This window comes from Aureivirga sp. CE67 (assembly GCF_015767245.1).
GTDB lineage: Bacteria > Bacteroidota > Bacteroidia > Flavobacteriales > Flavobacteriaceae > Aureivirga.
Window position 1 is genome coordinate 32,304 of sequence record NZ_JADOTV010000003.1, and the last position, 20,604, is coordinate 52,907.

General features: G+C 27.8%; 21 protein-coding genes. 11 read left to right on the forward strand and 10 right to left on the reverse strand.

Annotated elements, in window-relative coordinates:
* Window positions 1-69: 69 nt before the first annotated feature.
* On the forward strand, window positions 70-2,529 hold the full coding sequence (locus I0K12_RS06040) for a M1 family metallopeptidase (protein ID WP_196886183.1): 2,460 nt from the start codon (window positions 70-72) through the stop codon (window positions 2,527-2,529).
* A gap of 54 nt (window positions 2,530-2,583) precedes the next feature.
* Here I0K12_RS06040 and I0K12_RS06045 read toward each other — a convergent pair whose 3' ends face one another.
* From I0K12_RS06045 to I0K12_RS06055, 3 genes are all read right to left on the reverse strand, one after another.
* Window positions 2,584-2,886: a DUF3817 domain-containing protein gene (locus I0K12_RS06045; RefSeq protein ID WP_196886185.1), complete on the reverse strand. Its 303-nt coding sequence runs from the start codon at window positions 2,884-2,886 to the stop codon at window positions 2,584-2,586.
* A gap of 221 nt (window positions 2,887-3,107) precedes the next feature.
* Window positions 3,108-3,773, reverse strand: coding sequence for a hypothetical protein (locus tag I0K12_RS06050; RefSeq protein WP_196886187.1), 666 nt, complete (start codon window positions 3,771-3,773; stop codon window positions 3,108-3,110).
* An 81-nt stretch (window positions 3,774-3,854) separates the two neighbouring features.
* Window positions 3,855-4,727 (reverse strand): AraC family transcriptional regulator, encoded by an 873-nt coding sequence (locus I0K12_RS06055; protein WP_196886188.1) that lies wholly within the window; start codon window positions 4,725-4,727, stop codon window positions 3,855-3,857.
* Between the two features lie 91 nt (window positions 4,728-4,818).
* Between I0K12_RS06055 and I0K12_RS06060 the strand changes: the two genes are divergently transcribed.
* Window positions 4,819-5,187, forward strand: coding sequence for a DUF983 domain-containing protein (locus tag I0K12_RS06060; protein ID WP_196886189.1), 369 nt, complete (start codon window positions 4,819-4,821; stop codon window positions 5,185-5,187).
* 16 nt (window positions 5,188-5,203) lie between these two features.
* On the opposite strand, the gene I0K12_RS06065 is transcribed toward I0K12_RS06060, so the two are convergent.
* The gene (locus tag I0K12_RS06065; protein ID WP_196886190.1) at window positions 5,204-5,581 is read right to left on the reverse strand and encodes a hypothetical protein; all 378 of its coding nucleotides are present in this window, start codon (window positions 5,579-5,581) and stop codon (window positions 5,204-5,206) included.
* A 316-nt stretch (window positions 5,582-5,897) separates the two neighbouring features.
* Here I0K12_RS06065 and I0K12_RS06070 point away from each other — a divergent pair, with 316 nt between their 5' ends.
* The 6 genes from I0K12_RS06070 to I0K12_RS06095 are packed head-to-tail and all read left to right on the forward strand — an operon-like array spanning window position 5,898 to window position 9,563.
* Window positions 5,898-6,311 (forward strand): hypothetical protein, encoded by a 414-nt coding sequence (locus tag I0K12_RS06070; RefSeq protein WP_196886191.1) that lies wholly within the window; start codon window positions 5,898-5,900, stop codon window positions 6,309-6,311.
* Window positions 6,308-7,462, forward strand: coding sequence for a hypothetical protein (locus I0K12_RS06075; protein ID WP_196886192.1), 1,155 nt, complete (start codon window positions 6,308-6,310; stop codon window positions 7,460-7,462). Before I0K12_RS06070 ends, I0K12_RS06075 begins: the two co-directional genes overlap by 4 nt.
* A 2-nt stretch (window positions 7,463-7,464) precedes the next feature.
* Window positions 7,465-7,830 carry a hypothetical protein gene (locus tag I0K12_RS06080; RefSeq protein WP_196886193.1) on the forward strand — a complete coding sequence of 122 codons (366 nt, stop codon included), beginning with the start codon at window positions 7,465-7,467 and terminating at the stop codon, window positions 7,828-7,830.
* Window positions 7,811-8,341, forward strand: coding sequence for a YceI family protein (locus tag I0K12_RS06085; protein WP_196886194.1), 531 nt, complete (start codon window positions 7,811-7,813; stop codon window positions 8,339-8,341). Before I0K12_RS06080 ends, I0K12_RS06085 begins: the two co-directional genes overlap by 20 nt.
* The gene (locus tag I0K12_RS06090; protein WP_196886195.1) at window positions 8,319-8,699 is read left to right on the forward strand and encodes a hypothetical protein; all 381 of its coding nucleotides are present in this window, start codon (window positions 8,319-8,321) and stop codon (window positions 8,697-8,699) included. The genes I0K12_RS06085 and I0K12_RS06090 overlap by 23 nt, the downstream gene beginning before the upstream one ends.
* A 6-nt stretch (window positions 8,700-8,705) precedes the next feature.
* Window positions 8,706-9,563, forward strand: a complete 858-nt coding sequence (locus tag I0K12_RS06095; protein WP_196886197.1) for a DUF5777 family beta-barrel protein — start codon at window positions 8,706-8,708, stop codon at window positions 9,561-9,563.
* Between the two features lie 66 nt (window positions 9,564-9,629).
* Here the strand turns inward: I0K12_RS06095 and I0K12_RS06100 are convergent, their stop codons facing one another.
* The 6 genes from I0K12_RS06100 to hisD all read right to left on the reverse strand — a co-directional run bounded on the left by I0K12_RS06100 (window position 9,630) and on the right by hisD (window position 16,284).
* Window positions 9,630-10,187 carry a Crp/Fnr family transcriptional regulator gene (locus I0K12_RS06100; RefSeq protein WP_196886199.1) on the reverse strand — a complete coding sequence of 186 codons (558 nt, stop codon included), beginning with the start codon at window positions 10,185-10,187 and terminating at the stop codon, window positions 9,630-9,632.
* A 266-nt stretch (window positions 10,188-10,453) separates the two neighbouring features.
* On the reverse strand, window positions 10,454-12,442 hold the full coding sequence (locus I0K12_RS06105; RefSeq protein WP_196886201.1) for a thiamine pyrophosphate-dependent enzyme: 1,989 nt from the start codon (window positions 12,440-12,442) through the stop codon (window positions 10,454-10,456).
* Between the two features lie 156 nt (window positions 12,443-12,598).
* Window positions 12,599-13,078: an Lrp/AsnC family transcriptional regulator gene (locus I0K12_RS06110; RefSeq protein ID WP_196886204.1), complete on the reverse strand. Its 480-nt coding sequence runs from the start codon at window positions 13,076-13,078 to the stop codon at window positions 12,599-12,601.
* Between the two features lie 96 nt (window positions 13,079-13,174).
* Entirely contained in the window at window positions 13,175-14,266 is a 1,092-nt protein-coding gene (locus I0K12_RS06115) for a M14 metallopeptidase family protein (RefSeq protein WP_196886206.1), read from the reverse strand.
* Window positions 14,267-14,363: 97 nt separating this feature from the next.
* Entirely contained in the window at window positions 14,364-14,930 is a 567-nt protein-coding gene (locus I0K12_RS06120; RefSeq protein WP_196886208.1) for a YceI family protein, read from the reverse strand.
* A gap of 64 nt (window positions 14,931-14,994) precedes the next feature.
* Window positions 14,995-16,284: a histidinol dehydrogenase gene (hisD, locus tag I0K12_RS06125; protein ID WP_196886210.1), complete on the reverse strand. Its 1,290-nt coding sequence runs from the start codon at window positions 16,282-16,284 to the stop codon at window positions 14,995-14,997.
* A 498-nt stretch (window positions 16,285-16,782) separates the two neighbouring features.
* Between hisD and pepT the strand changes: the two genes are divergently transcribed.
* From pepT to I0K12_RS06140, 3 genes are all read left to right on the forward strand, one after another.
* The gene (gene pepT / locus I0K12_RS06130) at window positions 16,783-18,018 is read left to right on the forward strand and encodes a peptidase T (RefSeq protein WP_196886212.1); all 1,236 of its coding nucleotides are present in this window, start codon (window positions 16,783-16,785) and stop codon (window positions 18,016-18,018) included.
* A gap of 12 nt (window positions 18,019-18,030) precedes the next feature.
* The gene (gene lysA, locus I0K12_RS06135) at window positions 18,031-19,236 is read left to right on the forward strand and encodes a diaminopimelate decarboxylase (RefSeq protein ID WP_196886214.1); all 1,206 of its coding nucleotides are present in this window, start codon (window positions 18,031-18,033) and stop codon (window positions 19,234-19,236) included.
* 366 nt (window positions 19,237-19,602) lie between these two features.
* The gene (locus I0K12_RS06140) at window positions 19,603-20,499 is read left to right on the forward strand and encodes an alpha/beta hydrolase (protein ID WP_196886216.1); all 897 of its coding nucleotides are present in this window, start codon (window positions 19,603-19,605) and stop codon (window positions 20,497-20,499) included.
* Window positions 20,500-20,604: the final 105 nt, after the last annotated feature.

The window sequence follows — 20,604 nt, forward strand, 5'->3', positions numbered from 1 at the left end:
AACTTAATTTTTTGTTTAAAGGTTAAAAGTTAGTATATATTTGAATCAATTAATATAAAGAGTATAATTATGAGAAAAATTATGTTATTGTTGTGTCTAGCAGTGTTTTCGCTTGCTACTGCACAACAAACAGATTTTAAAAATTACAAAGTAGAAAGAACTAAAGTAAATGATTTAGTTCATACGAAGTTAAAAGTCGATTTCGATTTTAGTAAAAGTCAAATGAATGGTGAAGCTTGGTTGACTTTAACGCCACATTTCTATGATATTTCAAAATTAGAATTAGATGCTAAGGCGATGTTAATTCATGAAGTATCTATGGATGGAAATAAATTAGGATATAACTATGAAAAAGATATTTTAACTATTGATTTAGGAAAGGTTTATAAAAAAGGAGAAGAATACTCAATTTATATTAAATATACTGCGCGTCCTGAAGAAGTAAAACAAGAAGGAAGTGCTGCTATTACGGATGCTAAAGGTCTTTACTTTATTGACCCAAGAGATGAAGATCCTGAGAAACCTACACAAATCTGGACACAAGGTGAAACGGAGTCTAGTAGCTGTTGGTTCCCAACTATCGATGCTCCTAACCAAAAGACTACACAAGAAATTTATATGACAGTACCTAGTAAATATGTTACGTTATCTAATGGTCTTTTATTAGAACAAAAAGATAATGGAAATAATACTAGAACGGATTATTGGAAAATGGATCAAAAACATGCTCCTTACTTATTCTTTATGGGGGTTGGTGAGTTTAGTATCGTAAAAGATAAGTGGGAAGACTTAGCTGTTGATTATTATGTAGAGAAAAAGTATGAGCCATATGCTCAAGAGATTTTTGGTCACACTCCAGAGATGATGACTTTCTTTTCTAAACTTACAGGAGTTCGTTACCCTTGGGTAAAGTATCACCAAATGGTAGGTAGAGATTATGTAAGTGGAGCAATGGAAAATACTACAGCAGTTATTCACGGAGAAGGAGTTTATCAAACACATAGTGAATTAGTAGATGAGAATACTTGGGAGTCTACAATTGCTCACGAATTATTCCACCACTGGTTTGGAGATTATGTTACTTGTGCTAGTTGGAGTAATTTAACAGTTAACGAATCTTTTGCAAATTATAGTGAGTATTTATGGTTTGAATATAAATATGGAAGAGATAAAGCTGATGAGCATTTATATTCAGATACACAAGGTTACTTATTAGGTAATAACCAATTTAAAGATTTAGTTCGCTTTTATTATAAAAAACGTGAAGATATGTTTGATGCTGTAAGTTATAATAAAGGTGGAGCTATCTTACATATGTTAAGAAGTTATTTAGGAGATGATGCTTTCTTTGCGGGTCTTAATAAATATTTAGAAGATAATAAATTTGGAACTGGAGAAGCGCATCAATTAAGAATTGCTTTAGAAGAAGTAAGTGGTAGAGATCTTAACTGGTTCTTTAACCAATGGTATTTTGGAAACAACAATATCAAAATGGACGTAAACTACGATTATGATGAAGTAAGTAGCGTAGTTACTATAGACCTTAATCAAAAAGATAAGATTTTTGAATTCCCATTAACTATTGATATCTACGAAAATGGTATTAAAAAATCTCATGATGTTTGGGTTGACAAACAATCACAATCTTTCAAATTTGAATATACAAGAAAACCAGATTTAATTAATGTAGGAGCAAAAAGAGTTTTATTAGCACAAATCAATGATAATAGTAAAACTTTACAAAACTATATTTTCCAATATAACAATGCACCTTTATTCTTAGATAGGAGAGAAGCTATTCTTGAAATTGCAAAACATCAAGATGACAAAGCAGCTTTTGAAACATTGGTAAAAGCATTAAACGATAAATATCACGGTTTACGTATCCTAGCTTTAGAGCATATTGACTTAAGTAATAAAAAAGATAGAAGAAAGAAAAATGCTATCAAGATTATTGAAAAGTTAGCTAAATCTGATCCTAAAACATTAGTACAAGCAGAAGCTATTGAGGTGTTAGGTAAATTAATGGAAGATAAATATGAAAATATTTTCAAAAAAGGATTAACTAGTGAATCAAATTCTGTTCGTAAGAGTTCTATTACTGCCTTATACCAAAATCCTAAAACAAAAGCATATGTAATTGAAAAAGCTAAAACGTATCCTAAAGATGAAAAGGAATTATTAGCAGATGCTATTGCACATATTTTTGTAAAAGAAAAAGTAGAAACAGAAATGCCTTTTATTGCTAATCATGTATTAGAAGGAATGTTCTATACACAAGATCAACAAACACAAGCTTTATATAAAAATGCTTTTGACTGGATAGGATCAAGTAACAATACAGAAGCTATTACTAATTTAGTAAATAAATTAGTAGAGATCGGTAAGAGATATAAGCAATATGGTTTAGATAAAATTGGAATTCAATTATTAAGACAAATGAATGATTTCCAAAATAAAGAGAACCATTCTAACAAAGCAGAAAATGTTGCTATTATCAATAAAGGAATTGAAAGACTTGTAGAATAAGTCGAAATTTTGAATCATAAAAAAAGCCTTAGATTTTTCTAAGGCTTTTTTGTTTTACATATGTTTTTGAATAATTGGTATCAATATTTTTTTGTCCATTACAAATGTTCCAAAAGGAAATACAGAAGCGATCATTACATAGAATAATGTTTTGAAATCCCATTTTACTTTGTATCCTATATATAAAGCGAAGATTACATAAATAACAAAAAGGAATCCGTGAATAGATCCTACATATCTTACAGGTTCTTCATGACCAATTGTATATTTTATAGGCATCGCAATAAAAAATAATATTATTGCCGAAAGACCTTCCATGATACTTATACTTCTAAATAGTTTTAATTCTTTTAACATGATAAATCGTGTTTTTTTGTTTCCTAATTCAATCTGCAAATATACGAGTTAATAAAACATTAACATTTTTAGAATTCAATTTTATTAAAATATTAACAAGTAAGTAAATTCCTATTTGTACTTTTGTTTTAGAAATAATTATCAACGGGGGTTGATTTCTTTCTTATCACAGAAAGACACACAGCTATCAATGATAGCTGTGTTTTTGTTTTATAAAGTATCTAATTTTTTATTACAACCATAGTTGCTACTTGACTTGTCAATAATCCCCAATTCTTCGAAGAAACTAAAACTCCATTTTCATCATAAACTCTAAGCTCTGCAGTATTTGGTCCAACACGTCCTTGATTTACAGCTTGAATATTTATTTTGTTATATCCGTCTTTTAATTCTAAAATCAATGATGTAGAATATCCTTTTAAATTTATATGTTGTGCTTGCGGACTATCATTCAAAAATATTTTAACTTGATCACTATCTACTAAACCAAAGTCACGAAAAACGATGGAAATTCTTTTTGTATTCACATCAATTTTTCCTAAATATTGCGTAGTTTCTTTTACACCATATTCTCCACCGTTAAAATATTGAATAGTTTTTACACCTCTATTATCTCTTTCATATTGATTCATGAAGTTTTTATCAGACTCTTCCACCTTATAATCATCCACAGCATTTTCACTTATATTGTTATCAATTTTTGGTAACTCAAAAGTTGGAGTAGTAGGTTTTGTTGTTTTGTTATCTTTTAGATCAAATGTAACATTATCAAATTTAGATTTTGTTTTATTCTCCAAAGAATCAATTGATTTCACTACTAAAGGAAATTCTTGAGAGATTCCTTTAGCTGAAATAATTAAGAAAAAAAGTAATAGTAATTTTTTCATGTAATCTTAAATTTTATCAAAATTAAATAAATATTTATTGAGAACCAATTTTTTAATATTCTTACAAAACTTATTCCAATATTAAGTTTCAAAATATTTATTTTTAAAAGTTTTAGGTGTCATATTTTCATATTTTTTAAAAACTCTTGAAAAATATGAATAATCATCATAACCTAATTTCAATGCTGTTTCCGAAATTGGTATATCTGTATGAATTAGTAGTCTTTTTGCTTCTAAAATTACACGATCCATAATGAAATTTGTCAAAGTAATTCCAATTGTTTCTTTACAAATTCTGTTTAAATGTTTCAAAGAAGTATGCATTTTATCAGCATAAAAGCTAGGATTTTTAGAATGAACATAATTTTCATCAATTATCTTCTCTAATTTCTGTATTTGATGGACATAAGAATTATTCTGAAAATTATTTTCAATTTCTGTGATTAAAAGACGATTCAATTTAACATAAAAAACATCTAATAAATTCAATATTAAATTATCTTCACTGTAATTATTCAAATACTCTTCTTTAATTTCATTAATATAATTTAAGAAAAGATCCAAATCTTCCTCTTTAATAGAGTAGGAAGGAGTATTTAAAAATGAATTATAAAAAGGGTAATCTTCAATTCGTTTAGTATTGAAATATAAATTATAAAAATCTTTTGTGTGAAAAAAAATGTAACCATCAATATCCTGAGAAAGATTCCAATGATGAATTTGCCCTGGACTTAAAAAAAAGATAGATCCTTTTTTTACATCATATTTTTTAAAATCAATTTCATGAACTCCAGTACCATTTGTAAATATAACTGTCAGATAAAAATTATGTTTATGTGGTTTACTTATAAAATCATGACCAGAAAGATGCGAATTCAAATCATTTATATAAAAATCACTATTAAACTTTCTACAGTTAAATTGTTGTATCGAAAATATTGGTAATTTATCCATTTATACTCTAATGTCCTTTTTGTCCTAACATATGAGTATAAAAGTAAACTATATTTTCAAAAAAATGATGAATTTTGAAAAAAAATAATCGATGTCAGATATAGTAAATATTGCAAAAGGAGTTTGTCCTAATTGTCAGAAAGGTAAAATGTTCAAAGTAAAGGGAAGTTTACTAAAATTTAAATTTCCTCAAATGCATGATTTTTGTCCTAGTTGTAATCATAAATTCGAAAGAGAACCAGGATTCTTTTATGGAGCTATGTATGTGAGTTATGGTGTTTCGGTTGCAGAAGGAATAGCAACTTATGTTATAAGTAGTATGTTTTTCGAAGAAAAGCTAGATTTTAGAATCATGATAATTATTGCAGTAGTTTTATTATCTATGACAGTATTTAATTATAGAATATCAAGGGTGATTTGGGCTTATATTTTTAAACCTAAAAAAAGGATGTCTGCTTAGACATCCTTTTTTTATTTTAATTATTCTCTGCATAATCATTTAATGCGTCAATATAATCTTTAATTTCTAATGCGTTTCTTTTATGAAGAGGATCTAACATTAGAGAAAGTAAATACAATAAACTTTCAACTTGATTTTCTGTTGGATAAGTTACTTCTGCATTTTCTTCATCTTCCTCAAAAGTATCTTCTGGAATACTAATAAAAAATCCTTGATAATTTTCTAAATGTTCAAATGTTAATCGAATAACTTTAACTAATCTTGGATTCTTTTCCTCAATCGCACATATTCTTGCTTTCTGTAATTCTTCAATAATTGTAGGAATTTCAAAACTTCCCGATTCTATTTTTTTTCTTAAATTTTTAACAATTTGAATAAATTTATAATTTTCCACGATTAGTAAAATTTGGTTATTGTTTATTGTACAAAAATAATAAACGGTTTAGAATTAACCGTTATTATTTTGAATATTTTATAAATAAAATTCATCTTATTTTCAATATAAATAATAAAAGGGCACTTTAAAATCACTCTAAAATATTGATTATTATGTTAAGTAGTGTCTGTTTTTAGTATTAAAATGCATTTCAAAGAGTCAAACTGATAATATTACTTCATTTTTTAACGAAAAAACTCAGATTTTCTAACAAATACTCATTTTTTGATATAGGTCAAAAAAAAGATGCCCTTCATACGATAGTTTTGTCTATATGAAAAATACGAAACATTTAAAGAATTGTTGTCATTTATTACTAGGAGTAATACTTCTTTCTTGTGCAAAGGAAAATAAATTTCAAAACACAACATGGAAAGTAAAGGATTATTTCCATGAAGCAATATACAAAATTGAAGAAAATGATGACAAAATAAATGTTCGAGTTATTGAATATGATGATGGTACAACTAAAATAAATAATAAAAATGGACAAATAAAATACAAATTTAAAGACTTAGTAAAAACAAAAAAAGATGTATTGATTGATGGAACATCAGGTGAAACAAAATTGACAAACCAAGAAAAAATTAAAATTTCATTTATCCACAATGATACATTATTAGTAGAGGAATTAATTTTTAATAAAAAAAACAGTGAATTATGGGTGAGACTAGATTCAGTAAAATGAAGAAAATTAAATTATATGGTTTAATGTTATTTCTACCTTTCGCAATTAGTAGTTGTGAAGATGATGTAAGAAATATTTTACAACAAGTTGAAAATCCTGATAAGGAAGAAGAAGTTGTTGACAAAGAAATTATACCAGTTGATATTGAGGGAAATAATATTGGTCTAGAATTTCTAGAGCAAATGAAAGGACATTGGATTGGAAAAAATAGAGTAATTAGTGATGATTATGATTGGTTCGCATTCGATTATAGACCAATTTCTCCATCTCATATACATGGTATTTTTGAAGGTGGAAGTATGGGGAATTTGTTTACTTCATTTTTTATTTCAAAGTATAAAGGTAAAAAAACCTTGATGGCTAGAAATGGTGGAGTTTTGAGTGGAATTTATAGAACAAGTTATTTTGTAATGGACTCTGTTAATACTTCTGATGGAAATTATTATAGGTTTGTTGATGCAAAAGGTGGTGAAAAAATTATGTCTATTGAATTAAAATTCAAAGGAAATGATTTAAACTTTAATGCATACACTAGTAAACTTGGTGATCGAATGGCAACAAGACATATGACTTTTGTTGGAGAGAGAGCAACTAATGAACTAGCAGATTATGCTGCTTCAGAAAATCAATTTCCTCAAGATGTTATTGAATGGAATTATGAAGAGAATGTAAATCCAGATTGGTTTGCACCTTCAGAAGATGGAACAGTAAAAACTTCAACTTTTCTTTCTTATACGGAAGAAACAAATTATGATTTAGTACAACTAGCTCAAGAATCTGGTGATCCATTTATTATTTCAGATCACTCATATTTGAGTATTCTTAATGTGAATATTGAAAGAGAACCTCAATATGCTGAATCTACTGTGTTTATGAATTTATCATATGCTCCTTTGACAGATGAAAACGGATATTTTTCAAGTGAAGAAAATTTTAACACCATAACACAATTTCCAGAATTATCAATTGGTGAAAATGTTTTCTCATTTACATATTTACATCCAGGAACTTATTATGTAACTGCTATTCTTGATAAGAATAATGACGGTTTTATTAGCCAAGGTGATTTAGTTAATCCTAGTAAAGAAATTGTAGTTGCTCCGGAAAGTGTCGTAGATGTTACAATTAATAATATTTCAACTCCAAACTAAAAATGAAAAAAAGCTTAATACTTAATATTTCAATATTAACAATTTTATTTACTCTTCAAAGTTGTAGTAAAGCAATTATTGAAGAAGAAGAAACAGGAACAAATCCTCCTATAGATAGAGAAGTTACGTATAACCAAGATATTCAAAATATCATGTTTAATAATTGTATCACATGTCATGGAGGGCCTGCACCAAGTCAAGGTTTAGATTTATCAACTTATGAAAATGTTAGATTTTCTACAGAAAATGGAAATATGATTGATAGAATTAATGATTTATCTAACCCAATGCCACCTGATGGCTTAATGAGTCAATCAAAAAGAGATTTAATGCAAAAATGGAAAGACGATGGATATATTAAAGAATAAAATTTCAGTAATTGTTTTTGGTTTAATTACTACAATTACTTTCGGACAAAAATACATTACTAAAAATGGAGTAACAAATTTCAAAGCTTCTGTAGAAGCATTTGAACCAGTTCAAGCTGAAAATAAAAATACTACTGTTTTATATAACGAAGCTACTGATGAAATTGCAGCATTAATTTTTGTAAAATCATTTCATTTTGAAATTGCCTTAATGGAAGAGCATTTCAATGAAAATTATATGGATTCCGATAAATTTCCTAAAGCTAAATTTAAAGGAAAAATTATAACTGAAAATGATGCTCAGTTTATAATTGGAGATTTAATTATTAAAGGAAAAAGTCAAAAAGTTAAAACTAAAATTGATTTTAATAAAGGTAATAATGTTTCAATCAAAGGAGCTTTTAATGTAAAACCACAAGATTTTGATATTAAAATACCTGAAATAGTTAGAAATAAAATAGCAAAAGAAATAAAAATAGACTTTGATTATGTTCTTAAACCGAAAAATTAAAGTAATTGGGTTTCTATTAATCATAATAATTGCTTCTATAGTAGTTTTTAATCATGTTTTATATAAAGATCATGATAAAATAGAAAATTTAGAATCTCATTATGTAGGTAATTGTTCTGATTTTCTTTCAGAAGATCAAGAAACTTTTAATGATAAAATAGTAGACCTAAAAGGAGTTTTAACCAAAATTGAAAATTCAAGTTTGGTTTTAAATGAACAAATTTTTGTGTTATTAGATTCAACGCAAAAAACAGAAAATTTAAAATTGAATCAAAACTTACGAATAAAAGGTAGAGTAGTGGGCTTTGATGAAATTTTGGAGGAAACAAAAATAGATAAAGCAATACTTTTGAAATAACGAATGATGAAATATAAATATTTAGGAATATTATTATTTTTTATAATTACAAATATAAATGCACAATCTGATTTATTAGATGAATTGGAAAGTGAAACAAAAGATACGGAATCAACTTTTAATTATCCAGCATTCAAAGCAATGAAGATTGGAAATTTACAATCTACGAAAGTTGCTGCAAAAAAAGATTTATACTTATATGTATCTCATAGATTTGGAAGTTTAGAAGATGGATTTGAAACATTTTTTGGATTTGATAATGCGAACACAAAAATTCAATTAGTTTATGGATTATTTGATGGAGTTCAAATTGGAGTGAGTAGAGAATCTGTTAAAAAAACTTATGCAGGATCTTTAAAATTAAGAATGTTAGAGCAAACAAATAAGTTTCCATTAAATATTGTTTTATATGGAACAGCAAATATCAATACAGAATTAAAAAAAGAAAGATACCCATTGTTGGAATTCAAAGACAGAATGAGTTATGCTTCTCAAGTTTTAATATCAAGAAGATTAAATAATTTTATTTCTTTAGAATTAGCTCCAACTTATGTTAGACAAAATCTAGTTTATGAACCATTTCAACAGCATGATCAATTTGCTTTAGGAACTGGAGGAAGAATTAGAATCAGTAAAAGAATGTCCATTAATGTTGATTATGTTTATAATTTTAATCGACATAAAAATTCAATATTCAAAAATCCATTAACTATTGGAGCTGATATTGAAACAGGTGGACATATTTTTCAATTATTATTTACCAATGCACAATCTACAAACGAACCAGGATTTATCTCAAATGCTGAAGGTGATTGGACAAAAGGTGATATATTTTTCGGATTTAATATAGTTAGAGTTTTCTAATTTGTTTGAATTATATAAATTTCATAGAATAAGTGAAAAAGCCAGATTTTAACAATCTGGCTTTTTTTATTTAGATCTAATTCTACTTAAGGTTTCTTGAGAAATACCCAACATAGAAGCAATATATCCTAAATTAGTTTTCAATACAAAATCTGGATAATATTCTAAAAGTAAATCATATTTTTCTTTAGCAGTTAAAATATAATACCCTTGGTAAAAGATATCAAGAGATGCAAAAATTTCTTCAATTAAAATTCTACTAAAAGATTCTAATTCAGGAAATTTAGTATACAATTCTTGCCATTCATCATACGTTAAAGAAACTAATTCAGCATCTTCGATTATTTCTATATTTTCAGTTGAAGGTATTTGCTTGATATAACTTGACCATGCTGTCAAGAATGAATGTTCTGGATAAATCCAATAGGTAATATCTTTTCCTTTTTTATAAAAAAAAGTTCTTGCCATACCTGATCTTAAATAAAATAATCGGTTAGCAACTAAACCTTCTTTATGTAAAACAGTTCCTTTTTGTAATTTCTGAATTTTAATTTTTCGTTCTATTTCATTTTTAGCTTCCTCGCTAATTTTTCTGTAATTACTAATACATTCAATAATATCCATTAGATATATGATTTGTTTTTGGTTTAATTAAAATTACTGTTAAATACCTTAAATTATTATTGTTCTATAATATATATTATGTTAAATAGAATTTCATGGCTTATAGTCAATTATTTCTTTCTGCTATTTTGATAAATTCTACTTCTCATCACCTATTTAAAGAATTTGACCTAGCTAAGCTATATAATTTCTAGGTCAAATTCAACTACTCTGATAAGTTTCTATAAATAAAAACTATATTATAAATTTAGTTTATATTGAGATATTTAATAATTCAATAATTTCTCAATCTCTTCCTCTAATCTATTTTTAGGCAAATATTGATTTTCTAAATTCGTTGTAAAAGGAATTGGTGTTTCAATACTTGTAACTCTTTTCACAGGTGCATCTAAAAATACAAAACAATTTTCAGTTATCATAGCAGAAAGATCTGAACCTATACCTCCGAACATAGTATCTTCATGTAAAATGATAACTTTACCTGTTTTCTTAACAGATTCATAAATTGTATTTTCATCTAATGGTTGTAAAGTTCTTAAATCTATTAAATCCACAGAGATATTATTATGTTTAATAGAATCTGAATCTAATGCCCAATGAACTCCTGCACCGTATGAAATAATTGTAATGTCTGTTCCTTCTTTAATTTTAGCAGCCTTACCAAATGGTAATGTGTAATATTCTTCAGGCACTTCTTGATAAACTGAACGATATAAAGCTTTATGTTCAAAGAATAACACTGGATTTGGATCTTCAATTGAAGTTGCTAAAAGTCCTTTTGCGTCATAAGGAAATGCTGGATAAACAACTTTTAAACCAGGAGTTTTTGTAAACCAAGCTTCGTTTGTTTGACTGTGAAATGGACCGGCTCCTACTCCTGCTCCACATGGCATTCTTAATACTACATCAGCATTTTGTCCCCATCTATAATTTGATTTAGCTAATAAATTAACTATTGGATTAAATCCTGAAGTAACAAAATCAGAAAATTGCATTTCCATTACAGCTTTCATACCATTTACTGATAAACCATAAGAAGCTTCAACAATTGATGATTCACAGATTGGTGTATTTCTAACTCTTTCTTTACCATATTTTTCTAAAAATCCATCGGTAATTTTAAACACACCTCCATAATCAGCAATATCTTGTCCCATGATCACTAAATCATCATGCTTTTCCATAGATTGATTCAAAGAATTTGAAATTGCATCTACAAAACGAACTTTTGATTTTTTTGAATCATTAGGTTTTACTTCAACAGAATTATAATCAAAAGATTTGAAAACATCATTTAACTCTTCTTCTAAGCACGCTTCAATTGGTTCTTCTGAAAAAGCGATGTTTAAATTCTCATTGATTTCTTTTTTAAATTCTTTATTAAATGTAGAATCTTGTTCTTCAGTCAAGATATTTTCATCTAATAAGAATTTTAAGAAATTATCGATTGGATCTTTTTTACCCCATTCTTCCATTAATTCTTTAGGAACATATTTTGTTCCACTCGCTTCTTCATGCCCACGCATTCTGAAGGTTTTGAATTCTAATAAAATTGGTCTAGGGTTTTCTCTAACATCTTCAACAATTTCAGAAATTTTTGAATAAACTTCTAAAATATTATTTCCATCAATAATATGGCTTTCCATTCCATAACCAACTCCTTTATCTGCAATATTCTCACATTTAAATTGTTGAGAAGTTGGTGTTGAAAGTCCATAACCATTATTTTCAATACAAAATAAAACTGGTAGATTCCAAACTGAAGCAACATTAAGTGCCTCATGAAAATCTCCTTCACTAGTTCCACCTTCACCAGAAAATACAGCAGTAACTTTTTTATTTTTCTTTAATAAATTTCCAAGAGCAATTCCGTCAGCAACTCCAAGTTGTGGACCAAGATGAGAAATCATTCCAACAATATTAAATTCTTGTGTACCAAAGTGAAATGATCGATCTCTACCTTTTGTAAACCCATTTGCTTTTCCTTGCCATTGAGAAAAAAGTCTATGTAAAGGTATGTTTCTAGTGGTAAATACCCCAAGATTTCTGTGCATTGGGAGTATATATTCATCATTATGTAAAACAGAAGTGATCCCTACTGATATAGCTTCTTGTCCTATTCCAGAAAACCATTTAGAAATTTTACCTTGACGTAGAAGAATTAGCATTTTTTCTTCAATTAATCTAGGTTTAAGAAGAGATTTATATAGTGATATTAATAAATCATCTGATAAATTTTGACGATTATATTTCATTTAATTGTGTTCGTTTTTGGTTAATTTGATAATAATTTTAAATATTTAACTAATTTCAAAAATATGCAAATTATTATATAAAATAAAAAAACCTTATCATTTTTTGATAAGGTTTTTTTATTCTTCAATAGAAAAAAGATTTCAATAAGAAATTGATTAAATTTCTCTAAAAATTGAGTGCATTAATCTTTTCTTGTCGTTAATACTTTCTTCTAAAGAAATCATTGTTTCTGTTCTGATCACACCATCGATATCATCAATTTGGAAAATGATATTTTTCGCGTGATTTGTATCTTTTGCTCTAATTTTACAGAAAATATTGTATTTACCTGCAGTAATATAAGCAATCGTTACATTAGGAATTTTTCTTAAAGCTGCAATAACTTCTTTAGATTTTGATGTTTTATCAATGTAAACACCGATATGAGCGATAAATGAATATCCCATTTTCTCATAATCTAGAGTTAATGTAGAACCCATAATAATTCCTTCCTCTTCCATTTTTTTCACACGAACGTGAATAGTTCCTGCTGATACAACTAACTTCTTTGCAATGTCAGTAAATGGAGTTCTCGCATTCTCAATCAATATATCAAGAATTTGATGATCGATTTCATCTAAAATATACTTCTTCATAATGAATTATTAATATTATAATATAATGTCACGACAAATTTAATTAAAAAATTAGAGAATAAACGCTAAAAAAATTACAAATAATTCATTTTTTTGTTAAAAAATAATTTTTCCTTGTAAGTTTATCCTTTTGTGAGCCATTTTTTGATGATTATTTGATAATTCAATAATTTTTTGATTTTTAATTAATTTAGATTTTTTTACATTATACGTAAATAAAACACCTATTTCTTTATGAATAATCTCATCTTCAGTGTTTAATTTTGCATTTTCATAAATTACATCTAGAAACTTATCATCATTATTTGGAATAGTAAAATATTTTTCAAAATTATTGAATATTTCTGAAATTGCTATGTCCATACACCCAATTACAAGGCTATAAAAGTTGAATTCACGTGTTTTTTCTCTAGAATAATCCTCTGGGAAGTGCCCAGCTTCGATTAAAATAGTATTATGACCTAACTTTTGGAAGTTATCTCCAGTAGCTGTTGGGTAGAATTCATCTGTATATCGACCAACATGATTAGGGATTATTTTTTGTAAAAATTCATTCATCGAAACAATAACACTCATTGTTTCTTTTCTTCCTTCAGTCAATTTTCGACTCTCATCAATAGATGGTGCTAAAAAGGAAATAGTAGCAGGATTTTCTGTTCCTTCTACATTAAAAATTGTTCTTTGATCATGAAGATTAAAACAAAACTTTGGATTAAAATTATCTAAAACTGTTCTTAGTATTTTACTTTCTGAACCTTTTAAATTTACTGCATCACGATTTAGGTCTATATTTTGAGCATTAACTCTAGTGTATACTTCAGCCCCATCAGGATTTAACATTGGAATAGTTTCAAATGTACAATTCTCAAGAAGTTGATCTCTTAATTCTACTAGATTTCCAGGATTAGAAATAAAATTATAAAAATCAAAAAGAGCTTTCGTTCCTGTACTTTCATTTCCGTGCATTTGAGACCAAATCAATACTTTTTTAGAACCTGTACCAAATGATACTTTATAAATATCTCTTTCTTCAAATGACTTTCCAATATTTTCAATTTTGAAGATTTCTGTTGAAAGATTTTTTATCAATGGTAAGATTTCTTCTTGTCTTATATATAAACCTTCAATTGAATTTTCTTTATATTTTTTTAAATAATTCTTTTCTAAATTCTGTAAATCCCAATTCATTATTCTATGACATTAATTTTTTACAAATTTACAAATAAAAAAAAGAGGATGTTAAAAACATCCTCTTTTTGTATAATAATGTATTTTTTGTTAAATATTAAAACTTCAAGTTTACAATAACATCAAATTCGTCATAGATAAATTTATCTCCTAAATTATCGAAAAAGCTCTTAGACTTATATTTGATTCCATATTTAGTTCTATCCACTTTAATGTTAGCCATCGCAGAAGTTGGAGTAACATTCATAGTAAAAGTATTTGGTCTAGAAATTCCTTTAATGATTAAATTTCCAGTTACTTCGTATGAGTTATTTTTAATTTCACGAACTTCAGTAATTTCAAATGAAGCAGTTTTAAATTTATCAGTTGAGAAGAAATCATCATTTTTTAAGTGACCTACTAATTTATCTCCATATTCTCCATTCATATCAGTACAAGTGATAGACTCCATGTTAATCACGAAACTTCCTCCTACTAATTTAGAATTATCAAACTCTAAATTTCCTGATTCTAAATTAATGTTTCCTTCATGTTTTCCTGTTAATTTATGACCAACCCACTGTAAGCTACTTTTTGAAGTACTTACTTCTTTGTTTTGCGCACTTGCATTAAAAGAGATGATTAAAACTAATGTAAAAACTAATGTTTTAAAAATATTTTTCATGTTATGTTAATTTATATCTGCTACAAATGTATACAAATTTATTTACCATGGAAAATATTTTTTATTAATCTTCAAATAAAGTGTTCAATCTTATAGCTACAGCGTGTTTGTGAGCTTTTAAGCCTTCAGCCTCTGCCATAATTTCTATGACTGGACCAATGTTTTTTAGACCTTCTTTATTAATTTTTTGGAACGTTATCTTTTTAATAAAAGAGTCTACACTAATTCCACTGTACATTTTAGCATAACCATTCGTTGGTAAAGTATGATTAGTACCAGTTGCATAATCACCTGCGCTTTCTGGAGTATATTCTCCTATAAATACAGTTCCTGCATTTGTAATATGGCTTGTATAAATATCTTCGTTAGATACGTTTAATATTATATGTTCTGGAGCGTAATAGTTTATAAAATTGATTTCGTCTTTAATTTGTGAAAAATAAATAAATTTTGAGTGTTTCAGAGATTTCTTGATAATCTCTTTTCTATCCATGTTTTTAATTTGGATGTTTATTTGCTCTTTGATTTCTTCAAGTTTTTGTAAATTATTAGAAATACATACAACTTGACTATCCTCGCCATGTTCTAATTGAGATAATAAATCTGAAGCAACAAAATTAGCTCTAGATTTTTCATCAGCTACTACAAGAAGCTCTGAGGGTCCCGTAGGCATATCTATCGCAACTCCTAAAGAAGAAGCATAATGTTTTGCAGCAGCTACATATTGATTTCCTGGGCCAAATATTTTGAATACTTTCTGAATTGATTCCGTACCAAAAGACATGGCTGCAATTGCTTGGATTCCTCCTACCTTATATATATTAGTAATTCCAACAATATGTGCGGTAAATAAAATAGCTGGATGAATATTTCCGTTTTCATCAGGCGGTGTACATAAAATAATGTCTTCACAACCTGCTTCCATTGCAGGAATTCCTAACATTAATATCGTAGAAAAAAGAGGTGCTTTTTGATTCGGAATATAAAAACCTACTTTTTCTATAGCTCTTGGTTCTTGCCAACAATGAATTCCTTTAGATGTTTCAATGACATCTTTTTCTAATAGTTGGTTTACATGAAACTTTCTAATATTATTTTTAGCAAATAAAATTGCCGATTTTAATTCATCGCTTACTAATTCAATAGAATCGTTAATTTCTTCTGCACTTACTTTTAAATCTGAAATATCAGCTTTATCAAATAATTTTGTGTATTTCCTTAATGCGCTATCACCATCTTTTTGAACATCAGAGAAAATTTGATAAACTAATTTCTCAGTTTTTTTAATATCTAATAGAGGTCTTTTTGATAATTCGTCCCACTGATCAAAAGCTGGGTTGTTAATTGTAACCATAATTGTATAGATTAACGTGATTGTTAATAATTATTGAAAACGTTACAATAAGTTAAAATTTAGGGTTTCTTAGAAAGTTATCTAAGTGTTTTTAGGATTTGTACAAACATACTAAAAAATAGTTAATGAAAAAAGGGTTCTATCCCCTCTAGATTCTATATTAAAACCAAAAGTTAATACAACTCGAATTATTATATTTTTTGTTAAAAAACTGTTTTCTTATGTTTTAATAATTTTGATTGTTTTTTTAAATTGAAATTCAGTATCTTATGTTAAAATGTTAGATAATATACTTTTTTATTAAGACTGAAAATTATCGAATAAACACCCAATAATATTATTTGTGAATAAAATTTTTAAGTTTTTTTTAACATATACAAAACAATACCAAATATGCTGTTTTATTAAAAAATTACAATATCTAACAATTTGTTTTTTTTTATGAGGTTTATTGTTATTTCACACTGTTTAATTAATTTTGCTCAAAATTAAAAGAACATGCAACATATAATTGACAGATTTATAAAATACGTGAAGGTAGACACGCAGTCTGACCCAAATAATCCAGAATTTCCAAGTACTCAAAAACAATTTGATTTAGCTCATATTTTAGTTGATGAGTTAAAAGAAATTGGAATGGAAGATGTAACGCTTGATGAAAATTGTTATATCATGGCAACACTTCCTTCAAATGTAGATCATGAAGTTCCAACAATTGGTTTTGTAGCACATATTGATACAAGTCCAGATTTTACAGGAACAAATGTAAAACCTCAATTACACCCAAATTATGATGGGAAAGATATCGTTTTAAACGAAGAGGAAAATATCGTATTATCACCAGAGTATTTCGAAGACTTATTATTATATAAAGGTCAAACTTTAATAACGACTGACGGAACAACTTTATTAGGAGCTGATGACAAAGCTGGTGTTACAGAGATTGTTTCTGCAATGGAATATTTAATCCAAAATCCAGAAATTAAACACGGAAAAATCAGAATTTGTTTCACACCAGATGAAGAAGTTGGAAAAGGAGCACACATGTTTGATGTGGAGAAATTCGACGCAGAGTGGGCTTATACAATGGATGGATCTCAGGTAGGAGAATTAGAGTATGAAAACTTTAACGCTGCTGGAGCAAAAGTTACTATCAACGGTAAAATTGTTCACCCAGGATACGCTAAAGGAAAATTAATCAACTCTATGACGATTGCTGCTAAATTCATCGCTGCTTTACCAGCTAATGAAGTTCCTGAGCAAACTACTGGATATGAAGGTTTCTTCCATTTACATGGTATGAGTGGAGAAGTTGAGAAAACGGAATTAAAATATATCATCCGTGATCACGACATGAAACTTTTCGAAGAAAGAAAAGCTTTATTCCAAAAAATCGCTGACGATTTAAATGCAGAATTAGGTAAAGATTTAATTGAAGTTGAAATCAAAGATCAATATTTCAACATGCGTGAGAAAATCGAGCCAGTAATGCATATCGTAGATATCGCAGAAGAAGCAATGAAGAAATTAGATATCAAACCATTAATTAAAGCAATTCGTGGTGGTACTGATGGATCGCAACTTTCTTACAAAGGTTTACCTTGTCCAAATATTTTTGCTGGAGGTCACAACTTCCACGGTAGATATGAATATGTTGCAGCAGAGGCAATTCAACAAGCAACAGATGTAATTGTGGAAATCGCACAAATTACAGCTGAAAGATATAACAAATAATAATTTATTAAAATGAAAAGAGAACTTTTACTAGCATTAGCAGAAAAATACGATAGTCCATTATATGTTTATGATTCGGAAAAAATTATAAAACAGTATAAACGCATAACCAAGGCATTTTCAAGTGTAAAAAAGCTGAAGATTAATTATGCAACCAAGGCATTATCAAATGTTAGTGTATTAAAAGTTTTCAAAAGTTTAAATTCTGGTTTAGATACAGTTTCTTACCAAGAAGTACTTTTGGGACTAGAAGCTGGATTTAAACCAGAAGATATTATTTATACACCAAATGGAGTTTCTCTTGAAGAAATCGAATTAGTGGCAAAAATGGGTGTGCAAATTAATATTGATAATTTATCCGTATTAGAACAGTTTGGTCACCACTACCCTACAATTCCAGTTTGTATTCGTCTAAATCCGCATATTATGGCTGGAGGAAATTCTAAAATTTCTGTTGGTCATATCGATTCAAAATTTGGAATTTCTATTTACCAAGTTCCACATATCAAAAGAGTTGTTGAAAACACAGATATGATTATCAACGGTGTGCACATGCATACTGGTTCTGATATTTTAGATATCGGTGTTTTCTTACAAGCTTCAGAGATTTTATTCGATGTTGCAAAACAATTCCCAGATATTGAATTTATCGATTTTGGTTCTGGTTTCAAAGTTCCTTATAAAGAAGGTGATATTTCTACGGATATAGAAGAATTAGGAAAAGAGCTGTCTAAGAAATTCAATAATTTCTGTAAAGAATATGGTAAAGACGTTACATTGATGTTCGAGCCTGGAAAGTTTTTAGTAAGTGAAGCAGGATATTTCTTAGCAAAAGTAAATGTTGTAAAACAAACAACTTCCACTGTTTTTGCTGGAGTTGATTCTGGATTCAATCATCTGATTCGTCCGATGATGTATGATGCTTACCACCATATTTCGAATATTTCAAATCCAAACGGAAAAGAAAGATATTATTCGGTTGTTGGGTACATTTGTGAAACAGATACTTTTGGTTCTAATCGCAGAATTAACGAAATTCGAGAAGGAGATATTTTATGTTTCAATAATTCTGGAGCATATTGTTTCTCTATGGCCTCGAATTATAATTCAAGATTCAGACCTGCTGAAGTTCTAATTTATAAAGGAAAAGATCACCTAATTCGTAAAAGAGAAAATATCGAAGATATTCTAAGAAATCAAATTTCAATTGAAATCTAAATTTCCCCTCTCGAGAGGGGATTAAGGGTTGTGTTTATTAATAAATTGCTCTTAATTTGGTTTCAACAAAAAATATAAGGTAGCTGAGCGAAGTCGAAGCTAAATAAAACCATCAAAATCCTTCTATCACTAGAAGGATTTTTTATTTTCTAATTCTTTTTATCTTTGGGGCTTCCCTTTTCCTTCGTTTTAAGAAACTCATGAAAAGGTCGGGCTTTCCGCTATATCTTTTTTGCTAGACCAATTTCATGAAGAAAAGCAAAAAAGGATGCCGCTGCAATCCCTAAGCCAGAAAATCACGGAAAACAGATTATTATTTCATTTCTATTTTTCGTAAATTATAGTAAATACAAAATCACTTTTTTCATGCTGGAAATAATTATTCTATTCATAGTTTTCGTTGGAATATTTTTTCATTTCATTATGCCGAGATTTATCGGGCAAGAACGAATGTTTGATATTTCAGAAAAAGATATTTTAAACAATAAAGAAAAAAACAAATTTCATTTTACTTCTTTTGATGGATTGATGCTGACTGGAAAAATCTCTTATTCTAATTCCAAAGAAACAAAAGGAACCATTATTCTTTTACACGGAATTGGATCTGGAAGAATGATTTATGATTTCATCGTTAAATTTTTAAATCAAAATGGATATAACACAATTGCTTTTGATTTAAGAGCGCACAATGAAAGTCAAGGGAAATATTCCACATATGGTGTAAAAGAAAAAAAGGATATTCAGTTTCTTTTAGATTTTATAGATAAAGAATATAATATCAAAGAAAATATCGGAATCTGGGGAAAATCGCTTGGAGCAGCTGTTGCTTTGCAAACTATGGAAATTGATGAAAGAATTCAATTTGGAGTTATAGAAAGTACTTTTTCAAATTTCAGACAAATTGTTCATGATTATTTTGAATTCCATTTAGGTTTTGACGTTTACCCAATTACAGAATATTTTATAAAGAGATATGGAAAGTTTGCTGATTTTAATCCAGATTTTTCGAAGCCTATTGATTCTTGTAAAAAAATTGAAAAACCAATTTTAGTTGTTCATGGAGATTTAGATAAAAGAATAAAAATGAAATATGGTAAAGCAAATTTTGAAACTTTGAAAAACGAACAAAATGAGTTTCTAGAAATCAAAGGAGCAAATCATTTAAATGTTTGGGAAATTGGAGGACAGAATTATCTAAATGAAGTTTTGAAGTTTTTGGATAAAGTATCTCAGAAATCTGAAGTTGAAAAAATCACAGCATAAGAAAAGGAGCAATATTGCTCCTTTTTTATTTTTTTTGCAAAAGGGATAGTAGTGGAAAGCTTTTTCTTTTTTTGAAAATTTAGAAGTTCTTTGAAAACGGAGGCG